Source organism: Stenotrophomonas chelatiphaga (genome assembly GCF_032054965.1).
In the GTDB taxonomy this organism is placed as follows: domain Bacteria; phylum Pseudomonadota; class Gammaproteobacteria; order Xanthomonadales; family Xanthomonadaceae; genus Stenotrophomonas; species Stenotrophomonas chelatiphaga.
The window spans coordinates 161,376-174,719 of record NZ_DAMBRS010000001.1; the positions used below are offsets into that span (position 1 = coordinate 161,376).

The following is a 13,344-nucleotide window of genomic DNA, read 5'->3' on the forward strand; positions in this document are numbered from 1 at the left end:
GCGGAGGCGGGGTTCAGGCAGCCTGGGCCTGTTCGCGGCGCGGGCCTTCGCGCAGGGCGCGGCCGACCATGCCGACCAGCAGTTCCAGCTCGCTGCTGTCCATGCCGAAGTGCGGGGTGAAGCGCAGCGAGCGCTCGCCGCCGTGGATCACGTTGACGCCCTGGCGGCGCAGCCATTCTTCGGTGGAACCGGCGCCGTAGCACTTGAACTGCGGCGCCAGTTCGCAGGAGAACAGCAGGCCGGTGCCCTGCACCTTGGTGATCAGCCCGCCCAGTTCGTCCTTTAGCTTTTCCAGCCGGCGCAGCGCCTCCACGCCGCGTTCGGCGATGTTGCCGCGCACTTCCGGGGTGAGCTGGGCCAGCGTGGCGCAGGCCACGTCCAGCGCACGCGGGTTGCTGGTCATGGTGTTGCCGTAGATGCCCTTGCGGTAGAGCTGCGCGGCGCGTTCGTTCACCGCCAGCACCGACAGCGGGTACTGGGCGGCGTTGAGCGCCTTCGAATAGGTTTCCATGTCCGGCGCGTCCAGGCCTTCGAAGCCGGGGTAATCCACGACCGACAGCACGCCATGCGCGCGCAGCCCGGCCTGGATGGAGTCGATCAGCAGCAGGCTGCCGTGGGCGCGGGTCAGTTCGCGCGCCAGCGCATAGAACGCCGGCGGCACCGAGCGTCCCGGATCGCCTTCGCCCATCACCGGTTCCAGGAACACCGCTTCGATGAACCAGCTGTTGCGCGCCGCCTCGTCGAAGACCGCGCGCAGGGCGGCCTCGTCGTACGGGGCGAGGGCGATCACCGAGTCTTCGTCGCGGTAGCTGGCCAGGTGCTGCTGGTAGGTGCGCCGGCTGGAATCGGAGTACAGGGCAGGGCGGTCGGTGCGACCATGGAAGCTGCCCTTGATCACCACGCGCTTGACCGTGGCACCGGCATGCGGGGCGCCCGGATCAGTCTGCAGCTTGCTGTTCACATCGGCGATGCGCGCGGCCAGGCCGACCGCTTCGGAACCGGAGTTGAGGCACATGAAGCGGGTGAACGGGCAGCCGCCGCGGCGGTGGCCGATTTCCGCGCGCAGTGCCTTGATGAAGCGCTGCTGGGACAGGCTGGGGGTCATGATGTTGGCCATCACCTGCGGCTGGGCCATCGCCTCCAGCACCGCATCCGGGGTATGGCCGAAGCCGAGCATGCCGTAGCCGCCGGCGTCGTACAGCACCGCACCCTTGAGCGTGACCACCCACGGGCCGCGTGCGGTCAGGGCGACATACGGGGTCACCGCGTCGTCGGCGTAGAAGTTGATGAAGCCGTCCTGCATGGCGTCGATCTGGGCTTGTTCGTCCAGCGCCAGCACCTCGCCCAGCTCACCCTGCAGACGGGAGAATGCGGCCGCGGCGGCGTCCACTGCGGCCACCAGGGCGGGGTGGGAGGCGGCAAGGCGCTCCAGCGTGGCGTCATCCAGGCCGGTGGTCAGGCGGGTGCCGGGCTGGGCGCGGAGGGGGGCGAGGCGTTCGATGAAGCTCATTGCAGATCTCCTGAAACGATAGGTCGCACGGCCCCGTAAAAGCAGAACGCGCGGCAAGCGCGCGCGTCGGGTCATGGCTCGTGCATTCGGACTTCCGTTTCGATGCTAGCACGCGGTTTTTTGCGCGATAACCCCGTGCGTTCGCTGCTGCATGGCAGCATTTTCGCGGGCGTTTGCCGCCAACCGCGCTGTCCATCGGTGGCCGGTCGTACAATGCGCGCCATTGCCGACCTGTTGCTGCGTGTTCCCTTGAAGAAGTCCGATTTCCATTACGACCTTCCCGCTGAACTGATTGCCCAGGCGCCGCTGCCGGAGCGCTCGGCCAGCCGGCTGCTGCTGGTGCCCCCTGCGCCGGAAGCGCTGCAGGATGCGCATGTGCGCGACCTGTCCGCGCTGCTGCGCGAAGGTGATCTGCTGGTGTTCAACGACACCCGGGTGATCCCGGCGCGGCTGTTCGGCCAGAAGGCGACCGGCGGCCGGGTGGAGATCCTGATCGAACGCCTGCTGGGCGCGCAGCAGGCGCGGGCGCAGGTGGGGGCCAGCAAGACCCCCAAGCCCGGCAGCCGCATCGCCCTGGACGCCGGTGGCGAGGTGGAAGTACTGGGCCGCGATGGCGAGTTCTATGTGCTGCAGTTCCATGTACCCGAGCCGCTGGAACAGTGGCTGCTGCATGCCGGCCGGCTGCCGTTGCCGCCTTATATCCAGCGCGAGCCGGGGCTGGATGACCGTGAGCGCTACCAGACGGTGTTTGCGCGCGAGATCGGCGCGGTCGCCGCGCCGACCGCCGGCCTGCACTTCGATGATGCGCTGCTGGCGGCCCTGCAGGCCAAGGGCGTGGGTTTCGGCCATGTCACCCTGCATGTGGGCGCGGGCACCTTCCAGCCGGTCCGCGCGGACGATCTGAAAGACCATGTGATGCACCGCGAATGGCTGAACGTCGGCGCCGAGCTGGTGCAGCAGGTGCGGCGCACGCGCGAGGCCGGTGGCCGGGTGATCGGGGTGGGGACCACGGTGGTGCGGGCGCTGGAAAGCGCGATGCGCGATGGCGAGCTGCTGCCGTTTGCCGGGGAGACCCAGATCTTCATCACCCCCGGCTACCGGATCCGCAGCGTGGACGCGATGGTGACCAACTTCCACCTACCGGAGAGCACGCTGTTGATGATGATTTCCGCGTTCGCGGGCAAGGAGCGGGTGTTCGAGGCGTACCGGCATGCGATCGAGCAGCGCTACCGCTTCTTCAGCTACGGCGATGCGATGTTGTTGTTCCCGCAGGGCTGATCGGGTTTCTGTTGGTTTGCGCGGCTCCCTGATACGGGACGAGGCAGCGGATGGGGGCAGGCAGGACACGCCGTGAACCCATCCCTGGGGGCTGCTTTCCGCCCATCCGGGGCTCCAAGCGTCCTGCCTGCCCCCATCCGCTGCCTCTGGACAGTTTCCCGCGCGCGGCCGGAGGTAGAGCCGCCCGTGCGGTGGGGGAGGGGGATAAAAGCGGTGGGTCGGCGCCGTTGGTTTCTATCCGCCGCGGCAGGCGCGGAATGCGGGAGGGGCGGGCGGGGCAGGTTGCGCGGGACGCTGAGCCGCATGGATGCGGCGATGCAGCCTACAGGGACGTACTTGCGGCGTGTCCCGTGCAGCCTGCCCCGCCCGCGCCCCGCGAAGACACCCGAGGCGCCACGCTCTTCGCGGTAAACCGAAAAGTGCGAGACAATACAACGCTATCTGTCCCGAACAACCGCACCATGTCCCGACTGCAGTTCCAGCTCCAGACCACTGATGGCCGTGCCCGCCGGGGCCGCCTGACCTTCCCGCGCGGAACCGTGGAAACCCCCGCGTTCATGCCGGTCGGTACCTATGGCTCGGTCAAGGGCATCTTCCCCGACCAGGTGCGTGCCCTGGGCGCGGAAATCATCCTCGGCAATACCTTCCACCTCTACCTGCGCCCCGGCCTGGACGTCATCGCCGACCACGGTGGCCTGCACGGCTTCGCGCGCTGGGACGGCCCGATCCTGACCGATTCCGGCGGTTTCCAGGTGTTCTCGCTGGCGCATCGCCGCAAGATCACCGAACAGGGCGTGACCTTCGCCTCGCCCACCGACGGCGCCCGCGTCTTCCTCGGCCCCGAGGAAAGCATGAAGATCCAGAAGGTGCTGGATTCGGACGTAGTGATGATCTTCGACGAATGCACGCCGTACCCGGCGACCGAAGACGTCGCCCGCCGCTCGATGGAGCTCAGCCTGCGCTGGGCCCAGCGTTCGCGCGATGCCCACGATGCGCTGGGCAACGACGCCGCGCTGTTCGGCATCGTCCAGGGCGGGGTGCATACCGACCTGCGCAGCCGCTCGGCCGACGCCCTGCAGCAGATCGGCTTTGACGGCTATGCCATTGGCGGGCTGGCCGTGGGCGAACCCGAGCATGAACGCAATGCCATGCTGGACCACCTCAATCCGGTGCTGCCGGCAGACCGCCCGCGCTACCTGATGGGCGTGGGCCGGCCGGAAGACCTGGTGGAAGGCGTGGCCCGCGGCGTGGACATGTTCGACTGCGTGATGCCCACCCGCAACGCGCGCAACGGCCACTATTTCACCTCCTTCGGCACCGTGCGCATCCGCAACGCCCGCTACGAGCGCGACATGGACCCGATCGAGCCGGGCTGCGGCTGCTTTGCCTGCAGCGGCGGCTATACCCGCTCCTACCTGCGCCACCTGGACCGCTGCAATGAAATGCTGGCGCCGATGCTGGGCACCCTGCACAACCTGTTCTACTACGAAAAGCTGATGGCCGACATGCGCGCTGCCATCGCCGCGGGAACCTTCGAGGCCTTCCGCGGGTCTTTCTACGCAGCCCGGGGGGCTGCCGTCCCGCCGCTTTGAGCGGCCGCCCCCTGCCGAAGGGCCCAAGGACGAATCCCTGGGCCCGTGGCATACTTCACGGCTGACACCGATCTGCGGTCGCGCCCGGCCACTTGTGGCACCGGAGCGCCGCCCAACCAAAGGACTCCACGATGAACCTGCTTGCTTTCCTGATTCCCGCCGCCCACGCCCAGGCTGCCGGCGGCCAACCGCAGGGCTTCACCATGACCACCCTGCTGTTCCCGGTCATCCTGATCGCCATCATGTACTTCCTGATGATCCGCCCGCAGATGAAGCGGCAGAAGGAGCACAAGGCCATGCTGGAGAAGATCAAGCGCGGCGACGAAGTGCTGACCAACGGTGGCATCGCCGGCGTGGTCACCGACATCGGCGACAACTTCGTCACCCTGGAAGTCGCTGACAACGTGCGCATCCGCGTGCAGAAGGGCGCCGTCGGCAACGTGCTGCCGGCCGGTACCCTGAAGTCGGCTGTCTGATCCACTCCCTTTTCTGAAGCACAACCGCGGCGCCGGGGATGGCGCCGCGCGGGAACCTCGCAATGCTCGAATTTCCACGCTGGAAGTACGTCGTCATCCTGATCGTCCTGGCGATCAGCACGCTGTATGCGCTGCCCAACATCTACCAGAAGGATCCGGCCATCCAGATCACCGCCAACCGCGGCGGCCTGGTGGATTCAGCGCTGCGTGACCGCGTGCTGGCCGACCTCAAGCAGGCCGGCGTCACCCCGATGGCGGCCGAAGTGGAAGGCGACAGCCTGATCGTCCGCTTGCCCGACCTGCAGGCGCAGACCGCCGCCAACGACGTGCTGAAGCAGAGCGTCGGCGAGGATTACGTGGTGGCGCTGAACCTGGCCTCCACCGTGCCGGACTGGCTGTCCAACCTGGGCGCACGGCCGATGACGCTGGGCCTGGATCTGCAGGGCGGCGTGCATTTCGTGCTGCAGGTCGACCAGAAGGCTGCCCTCGACAAGCGCCTGGACGGCTACACCGAAGACGTGCGCACCACCCTGCGTGATGCACGCATTCCCTACCAGTCGGTCGAGCGCCGGGCGGACAACACCATCGTCGCCAACCTGAGCCCGAGCGCGGGCGAGGGTGCCGGCCTGCGTGCCCGTGATGCGCTGTTCAAGTCGCAGCCGACGCTGGGCTTTGAAGTCAGCGGCAACCGCGTGACTGTCAGCCTGCCCGACGCCGAACTGGACGCCATCGCCAACGGCGCCATCGAGCAGAACGTCAACACGCTGCGCAACCGCGTCAACCAGCTTGGCGTGGCCGAGCCGATCATCCAGCGCCAGGGTGCCGACCGCGTGGTCGTGCAGCTGCCGGGCGTGCAGGACACCGCCGAAGCCAAGCGCATGATCGGTGCCACCGCCACGCTGGAATACCGCGCCGTGGTCGAAGGCAACGCGCAGGACGCCATCACCAGCGGTCGTATTCCGCCGGAAGCCAAGGTCTACCAGCTGCGCGACAACCGCGGCCCGGTGCTGCTGGCCAAGCGCGTGATCGTCACCGGTGACCAGATGGTCGCCGCGCAGGCCACCACCGACCAGAACGGTTCGGCGGCGGTCAGCGTGACGCTGAACAATGTCGGCGGGCAGCGCATGTTCGACTTCACCAGCGCCAACGTGAACAAGCCGATGGCGGTGGTGTACACCGAGCGCATCCCCACCGTGGAAACCGTCGATGGCAAGGAAGTGCGCAGCTTCCGGGTCAAGGAAGAGGTCATCTCGGTGGCCAACATCAACGGCGTGTTCGGCAAGAACTTCCAGACCACCGGCCTGGAGAAGCGTGAGTCCGAAGACCTGGCCAAGCTGCTGAAATCCGGCTCGCTGGCCGCGCCGATGGACTTCGTGGAAGAAAAGATCGTCGGCCCCAGCCTGGGTGCGGAGAACGTGCAGCGCGGTGTCACCGCGGTGGGCTTCGCCTTCCTGTTCACGCTGGTGTTCTTCACCGTGTACTACCGCATGTTCGGTGTCATCACCTCGGTGGCGATGCTGTTCAACCTGCTGATCGTGGTCGCGGTGATGTCGCTGTTCGGCGCCACCATGACCCTGCCGGGCTTTGCCGGCCTGGCGTTGTCGATCGGCCTGTCGGTGGATGCGAACGTGCTGATCAACGAACGTATCCGTGAAGAGCTGCGTGCGGGCATGCCTGCCAAGGCCGCCATCGTGGCCGGTTATGAAAAGGCATCGGGCACCATCCTCGACGCCAACCTGACCGGCATCCTGGCAGGCGTTGCGTTGTATGCGTTCGGTACCGGCCCGCTGAAGGGCTTCGCAGTGACCATGATCGTCGGCATCATCGCCTCGATGTTCACCGCCATTACCGTTTCCCGTGCCCTTGCAGTGCTGGTCTACGGCCGCCGCAAGAAGCTCAAGACCCTGGCCATCTGACGGGAAAAGGATCGATACCATGAAATTGTTTCCGCTCCACCTGATCCCGAACGACACCAAGTTCGACTTCATGCGCACCCGATGGATCGCCATCGGCATCGCCGCGCTGGTGTTCATCGCCGCCCTCGGCAGCATCATCGGCAAGGGCTTCAACTACGCGCTGGATTTCACCGGCGGTACCGTGGTGGAAGTGCGTTTCGACCGGCCGGCCGACGTCGACGCCGTACGCGAGCACCTGGAGACCGCCGGCTATGCCGGTGCCCAGGTGCAGAGCTTCGGCAGCGGCAGCAACCTGCTGATCCGCCTGCAGCCGCAGGCCCAGGCCGAAGGCGAAAGCGCCGGCGAAGCCAACAACCGCACCGCCGAAGCGGTGCGTACGGCGGTGTCGCTGGAAGGCAATGCCGCCACCGTGCTGTCCTCGGAGTTCGTCGGTCCGCAGGTCGGCAAGGAGCTGGCCCTGAACGGCCTGTACGCCGCGCTGTTCGTGCTGGTCGGCTTCCTGATCTACATTGGTTTCCGCTTCGAATGGAAGTTCGCGGTGGTGGCCATCATCACCACGCTGTTCGACGTGCTGGTGGTGGCGGGCTACTTCTCCTTCAGCGGCCGCGAGTTCGACCTGACCGTGCTGGCCGGCCTGCTGTCGGTGATGGGTTTCTCCATCAACGACACCATCGTGGTGTTCGACCGTGTCCGTGAAAACTTCCGCAGCCTGCGTGTCGAGCCGCTGGAAGTGATGAACCGCTCGATCAACCAGACCCTGTCGCGCACCATCATCACCTCGCTGGTGTTCTTCCTGTCGGTGCTGGCGCTGTACATCTACGGCGGCGGCTCGCTGGAAGGGCTGGCGCTGAGCCAGATGATCGGCGCAGTGATCGGCACCCTGTCCTCGATCTTCATCGCCTGCCCGTTGCTGACCATGGGCGTGCTGGCAGTGACCAAGCAGGACCTGCTGCCCAAGGCCAAGGACGAAGAAGCCCTGGCCCGCCGCCCGTAACAAGGCCGCCGGCAGAAACTGAAAAAGCCGCACGAAAGTGCGGCTTTTTCTTTGCCGTTCCCCTCCCCGCACACGCCACGGGCGGCGACGCTGAGCCTGGCGGGGGACGTCGGGTGAGGTGGTGCGGGACCGTTGGAGCCCATGGATGGGCGTAAACGAGCTTACATGGATGTACTTGCAGCGGGTCCCGCACCGCCTCACCCGACGGCCCCACACTGAAACAACGATACGCCCCCGTCGGTTGTGCATAATCCCGCCGCGCACTACGATTCCAGCGTTTCGTGCACGCGCGCCAGCGCGCGGCACCTGTCCCACACCGAGGTCTCCATGGTCATCAAACCGCGCGTCCGCGGCTTCATCTGCGTCACCACCCATCCCACCGGCTGCGATGCGGCGGTCAAGCAGCAGATCGACTACATCAGCGCCCGGCCGAAGATCGTCAACGGTCCCAAGCGCGTGCTCGTCATCGGCGCCTCCACCGGCTACGGCCTGGCAGCGCGCATCACCGCCGCCTTCGGCAGCGGCGCCGCCACCCTGGGCGTGTTCTTCGAAAAGCCCGGCAGCGAAACCAAGCCCGGCAGCGCCGGCTGGTACAACTCGGCTGCGTTCCACAAGTACGCAGGCCAGGCCGGACTGTATGCGAAGAGCGTGAACGGCGATGCGTTCTCCGATGAAGTGAAGGAGCAGGTCATCGCGCTGATCAAGGCCGACCTCGGCCAGGTCGACCAGGTGGTCTACAGCCTGGCGTCCCCGCGTCGCAAGCACCCGAAGACCGGCGAGGTGATCAATTCCACGCTCAAGCCGATCGGCGCGCCGATCACCTTGCGCGGCCTGGACACCGACAAGGTCAAGCTGACCGAAACCCACCTGGAGCCGGCCACCGAGGAAGAGATCGCCGGCACCGTGGCGGTGATGGGCGGCGAAGACTGGCAGATGTGGATCGACGCGCTGGCTGCGGCCGGCGTGCTGGCCGACGGCTGCAGCACCACCGCCTTCACCTATGTCGGTGAAGAGATCACCCAGGCGATCTACTGGAACGGCAGCATCGGCGCGGCCAAGAAGGACCTGGACCAGAAGGTGCTGGGCCTGCGCGAAAAGCTGGCGGCGATCGGCGGCGACGCACGCGTATCGGTGCTGAAGGCGGTGGTCACCCAGGCCAGTTCGGCGATCCCGACCATGCCGTTGTACCTGTCGCTGCTGTTCAAGGTGATGAAGGAGAAGGGCACCCACGAAGGCTGCATCGAGCAGCTCGATGTGCTGTACGACATCCTTTACGGCGGCAAGGCCGACGGCACGGCGGTGGAGCGCCTGCGCCACGACCTGACCGACGCCGATGGCCGCCACGTCGAGCTGATCGACGAGGCCGGCCGCCTGCGCGCGGACTACAAGGAAATGGCGCCGGGCGTGCAGGCCGAAGTGCTGCAGCTGTGGCCGCAGGTCACCGATGAGAACCTGTACGAGATCAGCGACCTGGAAGGCTACAAGGCAGACTTCCTGCGCCTGTTCGGCTTCGGCGTGGAGGGCGTGGACTACGACGCCGACGTGGATCCGGACGTGAAGATCGACAACCTGGTCGACATGACCTGAGGTGCGATGGGTGACGACCCACGGTCGTCACCCACCATGAGCCGGCGCTTCAACCGAAATCGAACTCCATCCGCGGCAAGGCTTCGCCGACGAACTCGCCCTGCACGTAATCCACGCCTGCGCTGAACAGCAGGGTCATGGAATTGGCGTCGGTGACGAACTCGGCAACGGTGGCGATGTTGGCCGCCTGCGCGCGTTCGGTGATTTCCTTGATCTTGTCGAAGTTCTCGCGCGTGCTCGCCGCGTCGCGGGTGAAACCGCGATCCAGCTTCAGGAACTGCGGCTGGAAATGCGCCAGCAGCTGGAACGAATCCAGCCCCGAACCGAACTGCTCCAGCCCGATCCGGCAGCCCAGCGGGGCGACCGCCTGCAGGAACTGCTGGGCGTTGCGCAGGTGGGTGAAGACCTTGGATTCCGGGGCATGCAGCCACAGCCGGTCGCCGGGCACGCCATGCGCCTGCAGCTCATCGCGCAGCGTGCTGATCAGCAGCGGATCGGCGAACGATTCCGGGGTGATCTTGACCAGCATGTGGGTGGCATGGCCGGCGCGCTGGCGTTCGCCCAGGATGGCGATCGCACGGCGCACCACCCAGCGGTTGATGTCGGCCAGCAGGCCGTGTTCTTCGGCGATGCCGAGGAAGGCGACCGGGCTCATCAGTTCGCCGTTGTTGTCCAGTCGCAGGTAGGCTTCGTACAGTTCGCGCGATTCGCCCTGCAGGTTCAGCACCGGCTGGTAATGCAGCTGGAAGCCATCGCCGTCGACCGCTTCGCGGATGCGGTTGACCCAGCGCGCGATGCGCTCTTCTTCCACCCGATCGGTGGCGGCCGGGTCGAAGATGCGCACGCTGTTGCCCAGTTCGGCCGCGGCCTGCACGCAGGTGGTGGCCCGCGCCAGCACCTGGCCGATGCTGGCGATCTTCTCGCCGACCTGCACGCCGCCGATGCTGACGGTGACCGTGGCCGAGCGCTCGCCGATGCTGAACACATGCGCGGCATAGGCGCTGCGGATGCGTTCGGCCAGGGCCGAGGTATCGGCAAAGGCACCGTCGAGCAGCACCGCGAAGCTGTGCTCGCCGAAGCGGGCCAGCTGCGCCTGGCCGCCGACCGTTTCGTTGAGCAGCGCGGCCATGGAAGCGATCAGCGCGTCGGCCGAATCCAGCCCGATGTCCGGCAGCAGGCGCGCGTAATGGTCCGGTTCGACCAGCAGCAGGCCGGAACGGCCTTCGCTGCGGCTGGCCTGGGCCACCGCGTTTTCCACCTGCACCATGAAGGTGGGGCGGTTGAGCAGGCCGGTGACCTGGTCGCGCTGGCGCAGTTCCTCCACTTCGCGGGCCAGTTCGGGGTCCAGTTCCAGCCGGCGGCGGAATACCACCTGCAGGCAGGACTCGCCTTCGTAGCTCGCACTGGTGAACTCCATCGTCGCCGCGAACGCGTTGCCATCCTGGTGGCGGGCGTCGATCTGGTACTGCGGCGGCGGCGGCTCGCCCTTGCTCAGGCCCTTGAGCAGCTGCTTGAAGCCTTCCACGTGCTGCGCGGCCACCATGTCGAGCAGCGAAATACCTTCCACGTCGTCGAAGCTTTCGAACCCGAACATCTCCAGGTAGGCATCGTTGGCGCGGATGTGCATGCCTTCATGGATATAGGCGATGGGGTCGCGCGAGGAAGCGATCAGCGCGTCGCAGCGGCGTTCGGTCTCGCGCATCTGCGCCTCGATCCGGCGCAGTCCGCGGCGTGCCTGCAGGTCGACCCACTGGTCGCGCACCACCGCCAGCAGGTGTTCCGGCCGCGGCCGCAGCGCGAGCGCGCGCAGGCCGTGCGCGCTGGCTTCGACCAGCGCATCTTCCTCGATGTGGTCCACCAGCAGGATCAGCGGCACGTCCTTGCCGCTGGCGGCGATCTGCTGCGAGACCTGGGCCAGGCTGATCGACTGCTGCGGCGCGGCCAGTACCAGGTCGATCGGCTGCCCGGCCAGTACCTGCCCCAGTTCGCCCACGTCCTGCGGCCGCGAAGGCCGCACCGCGATGCCACTGTTGCGCAGCGCGCTGACGATAGCTTCAGCGTTCTCGCCGCTGTCATCCACGATCACCAGGCGCAGCGTGATGTCATTCGAGTTCTGCATTCAAAGGCTCCCCAAGCTGCCCATTAGATACACGATGCGCGCCCGCAGGTCCATGCGCCGGCCCCGCTGGCCGCGCCCTGGAGGGGCCGCGGCTAGACCACGCTGCCGGCGGCGTGGCCGCTGGCCCACGCCCACTGGAAGTTGTAACCGCCCAGCCAACCGCTCACGTCCAGCACCTCGCCGATGAAATGCAGGCCCGGCACCTTGCGCGATTCAAAGGTGGATGACGAAACCTGCGCGGTGTCCACCCCGCCGAGCGTGACCTCGGCGGTGCGGTAGCCCTCGGTACCACTGGCCACCAGCGGGAAGCCGGCGAGCAGGGCGGCGGCCTGGCGCAGCTGCGGCTCATCGATCTGCTTGACCGGGCGGTCCGGCAGCCAGTGCTCGCACAGGCGCTGCGCCAGGCGCTTGGGCAGCACCTCGGCCAGCACCGTGCGCAGGGCCGCGTCCGGGCGCTCGCGTTTCATCGCGCGCAGCCAGTGGTCTGCGTCCTGGCCCGGCAGCAGGTCCAGTTCAAGCGCATCACCGGGTTGCCAGAACGAGGAGATCTGCAGGATCGCCGGGCCGCTGATGCCGCGGTGGGTGATCAGCAGCGAGTTGCGGAAGGCCATGCCATTGCTGCGCGCTTCCACCGGCAGCGCCACCCCGGACAGGTCCGCCAAGCGTTGCTGGTGGGTACCGCTGAGGGTCAGCGGCACCAGCCCGGCGCGGGTGGGCAGCACATCGTGGCCGAACTGCCTGGCGATCTCATAGCCGAAGCCGGTGGCGCCCAGGCTGGGGATGGACAGCCCCCCGGTGGCCACCACCAGCGAGGCGGCGAAGAACATGCCGTGCGCGGTCTGCACATGGAAGCCGTCGCTGCCGCGTTCGATCCGCTGCACCGCGCAGTCGGTGCGGACCTGCACGCCGGCCTCCACGCACTCGTCCACCAGCATCTTGACGATCTGCTTGGACGACACATCGCAGAACAGCTGGCCGAGTTCCTTTTCGTGGTACGCGATGCGGTGCCGCTCGACCAGTTCGATGAAGTCCGCCGGCGTGTAGCGCGCCAGCGCGGATTTGCAGAAATGCGGGTTGGCCGACACGAAGTTGGCCGCGGTGGTGCCGGTGTTGGTGAAGTTGCAGCGACCGCCGCCGGACATCAGGATCTTCTTGCCGACCTTGTTGGCATGGTCGATCACCTGCACCACGCGGCCGCGCTGGCCGGCGGTGAGCGCACACATCAGCCCGGCCGCGCCCGCGCCGACCACCAGCACATCGCACCGCGTTGCCGCCACGCTGCTCACTCCTTGGCGCGCTTGCGCCAGGCCGGGATGACATCCAGCTGCATCTGGTCGTTGATCAGCTGCACTTCGGCGTCCTGGATCAGCACGCTCCAGCGCATGGCACGCTGGATCTGCTGGCTCCACTGCTCCACGAAGGCGCCCGGCAGGTCCAGCACGGACAGGTTGTTGAAGCGCTCCAGCGCCTTGCCCTGCTTCTGCCACCACACATCCGATGCATGCCCGGCATAGGTCACCACCTGCACCTGGCGGCTGCGGTTGCAGGCTTTGCGCACGCGCGATTCGTCCGGGTGGCCCAAGTCGATCCAGCGCAGGATGTCACCGGTGTAGTCCTGTTCCCACAGATCCGGTTCGTCGTCGGTGCTCAGCCCGCGGCCGAACTCCAGCCGGTCCTCGGCATTGAGCGCGAAAGCCAGCAGACGCACCATCAAGCGCTCGTCGGTCTCCGACGGGTGCTGGGCGAGGGTGAGGTTATGGGTCGCGTAGTAGCCGCGATCCATGTCGCTGATCTGCAACTCGGCCTTGCGGATGGTGGCGGTGAGGGCCATGAGGCTTCCGTGGACAAAGAGCACCATGATAATGGGTGCGC

At 66.9% G+C, this 13,344-nt stretch carries 10 protein-coding genes; 6 read left to right on the forward strand and 4 right to left on the reverse strand.

Annotated elements, in window-relative coordinates; genetic code table 11:
• Positions 1-13: 13 nt before the first annotated feature.
• Positions 14-1,510: an aminotransferase class III-fold pyridoxal phosphate-dependent enzyme gene (locus RTX79_RS00930; protein ID WP_057687282.1), complete on the reverse strand. Its 1,497-nt coding sequence runs from the start codon at positions 1,508-1,510 to the stop codon at positions 14-16.
• A gap of 213 nt (positions 1,511-1,723) precedes the next feature.
• On the opposite strand from RTX79_RS00930, the gene queA reads away from it, so the two are divergent.
• From queA to fabV, 6 genes are all read left to right on the forward strand, one after another.
• The gene (queA, locus tag RTX79_RS00935) at positions 1,724-2,788 is read left to right on the forward strand and encodes a tRNA preQ1(34) S-adenosylmethionine ribosyltransferase-isomerase QueA (RefSeq protein WP_312681108.1); all 1,065 of its coding nucleotides are present in this window, start codon (positions 1,724-1,726) and stop codon (positions 2,786-2,788) included.
• 461 nt (positions 2,789-3,249) lie between these two features.
• On the forward strand, positions 3,250-4,380 hold the full coding sequence (tgt, locus tag RTX79_RS00940; protein ID WP_057508479.1) for a tRNA guanosine(34) transglycosylase Tgt: 1,131 nt from the start codon (positions 3,250-3,252) through the stop codon (positions 4,378-4,380).
• Between the two features lie 131 nt (positions 4,381-4,511).
• Positions 4,512-4,856 (forward strand): preprotein translocase subunit YajC, encoded by a 345-nt coding sequence (gene yajC, locus RTX79_RS00945; RefSeq protein ID WP_042615071.1) that lies wholly within the window; start codon positions 4,512-4,514, stop codon positions 4,854-4,856.
• Between the two features lie 62 nt (positions 4,857-4,918).
• Positions 4,919-6,772, forward strand: coding sequence for a protein translocase subunit SecD (gene secD / locus RTX79_RS00950; RefSeq protein WP_185000368.1), 1,854 nt, complete (start codon positions 4,919-4,921; stop codon positions 6,770-6,772).
• Between the two features lie 19 nt (positions 6,773-6,791).
• Positions 6,792-7,766, forward strand: coding sequence for a protein translocase subunit SecF (secF, locus tag RTX79_RS00955; RefSeq protein WP_057508477.1), 975 nt, complete (start codon positions 6,792-6,794; stop codon positions 7,764-7,766).
• Positions 7,767-8,093: 327 nt separating this feature from the next.
• Positions 8,094-9,353, forward strand: a complete 1,260-nt coding sequence (gene fabV / locus RTX79_RS00960; RefSeq protein ID WP_312681116.1) for an enoyl-ACP reductase FabV — start codon at positions 8,094-8,096, stop codon at positions 9,351-9,353.
• Between the two features lie 49 nt (positions 9,354-9,402).
• Here the strand turns inward: fabV and RTX79_RS00965 are convergent, their stop codons facing one another.
• From RTX79_RS00965 to RTX79_RS00975, 3 genes are all read right to left on the reverse strand, one after another.
• Positions 9,403-11,472: an EAL domain-containing response regulator gene (locus tag RTX79_RS00965; RefSeq protein WP_312681117.1), complete on the reverse strand. Its 2,070-nt coding sequence runs from the start codon at positions 11,470-11,472 to the stop codon at positions 9,403-9,405.
• A 92-nt stretch (positions 11,473-11,564) separates the two neighbouring features.
• A complete protein-coding gene (locus tag RTX79_RS00970; protein WP_312681118.1) occupies positions 11,565-12,749 on the reverse strand; it encodes an NAD(P)/FAD-dependent oxidoreductase in 1,185 nt (394 codons plus the stop codon).
• Between the two features lie 5 nt (positions 12,750-12,754).
• Entirely contained in the window at positions 12,755-13,303 is a 549-nt protein-coding gene (locus RTX79_RS00975) for a YaeQ family protein (RefSeq protein WP_057508474.1), read from the reverse strand.
• Positions 13,304-13,344 lie beyond the last annotated feature (41 nt).

Coding starts and splice junctions, on each gene's coding strand:
- RTX79_RS00930 (WP_057687282.1), bottom strand. CDS start 1,510: ATGAGCTTCATCGAACGCCTCGCCCCCCTCCGCGCCCAGCCCGGCACC.
- queA (WP_312681108.1), top strand. CDS start 1,724: ATGCGCGCCATTGCCGACCTGTTGCTGCGTGTTCCCTTGAAGAAGTCC.
- tgt (WP_057508479.1), top strand. CDS start 3,250: ATGTCCCGACTGCAGTTCCAGCTCCAGACCACTGATGGCCGTGCCCGC.
- yajC (WP_042615071.1), top strand. CDS start 4,512: ATGAACCTGCTTGCTTTCCTGATTCCCGCCGCCCACGCCCAGGCTGCC.
- secD (WP_185000368.1), top strand. CDS start 4,919: ATGCTCGAATTTCCACGCTGGAAGTACGTCGTCATCCTGATCGTCCTG.
- secF (WP_057508477.1), top strand. CDS start 6,792: ATGAAATTGTTTCCGCTCCACCTGATCCCGAACGACACCAAGTTCGAC.
- fabV (WP_312681116.1), top strand. CDS start 8,094: ATGGTCATCAAACCGCGCGTCCGCGGCTTCATCTGCGTCACCACCCAT.
- RTX79_RS00965 (WP_312681117.1), bottom strand. CDS start 11,472: ATGCAGAACTCGAATGACATCACGCTGCGCCTGGTGATCGTGGATGAC.
- RTX79_RS00975 (WP_057508474.1), bottom strand. CDS start 13,303: ATGGCCCTCACCGCCACCATCCGCAAGGCCGAGTTGCAGATCAGCGAC.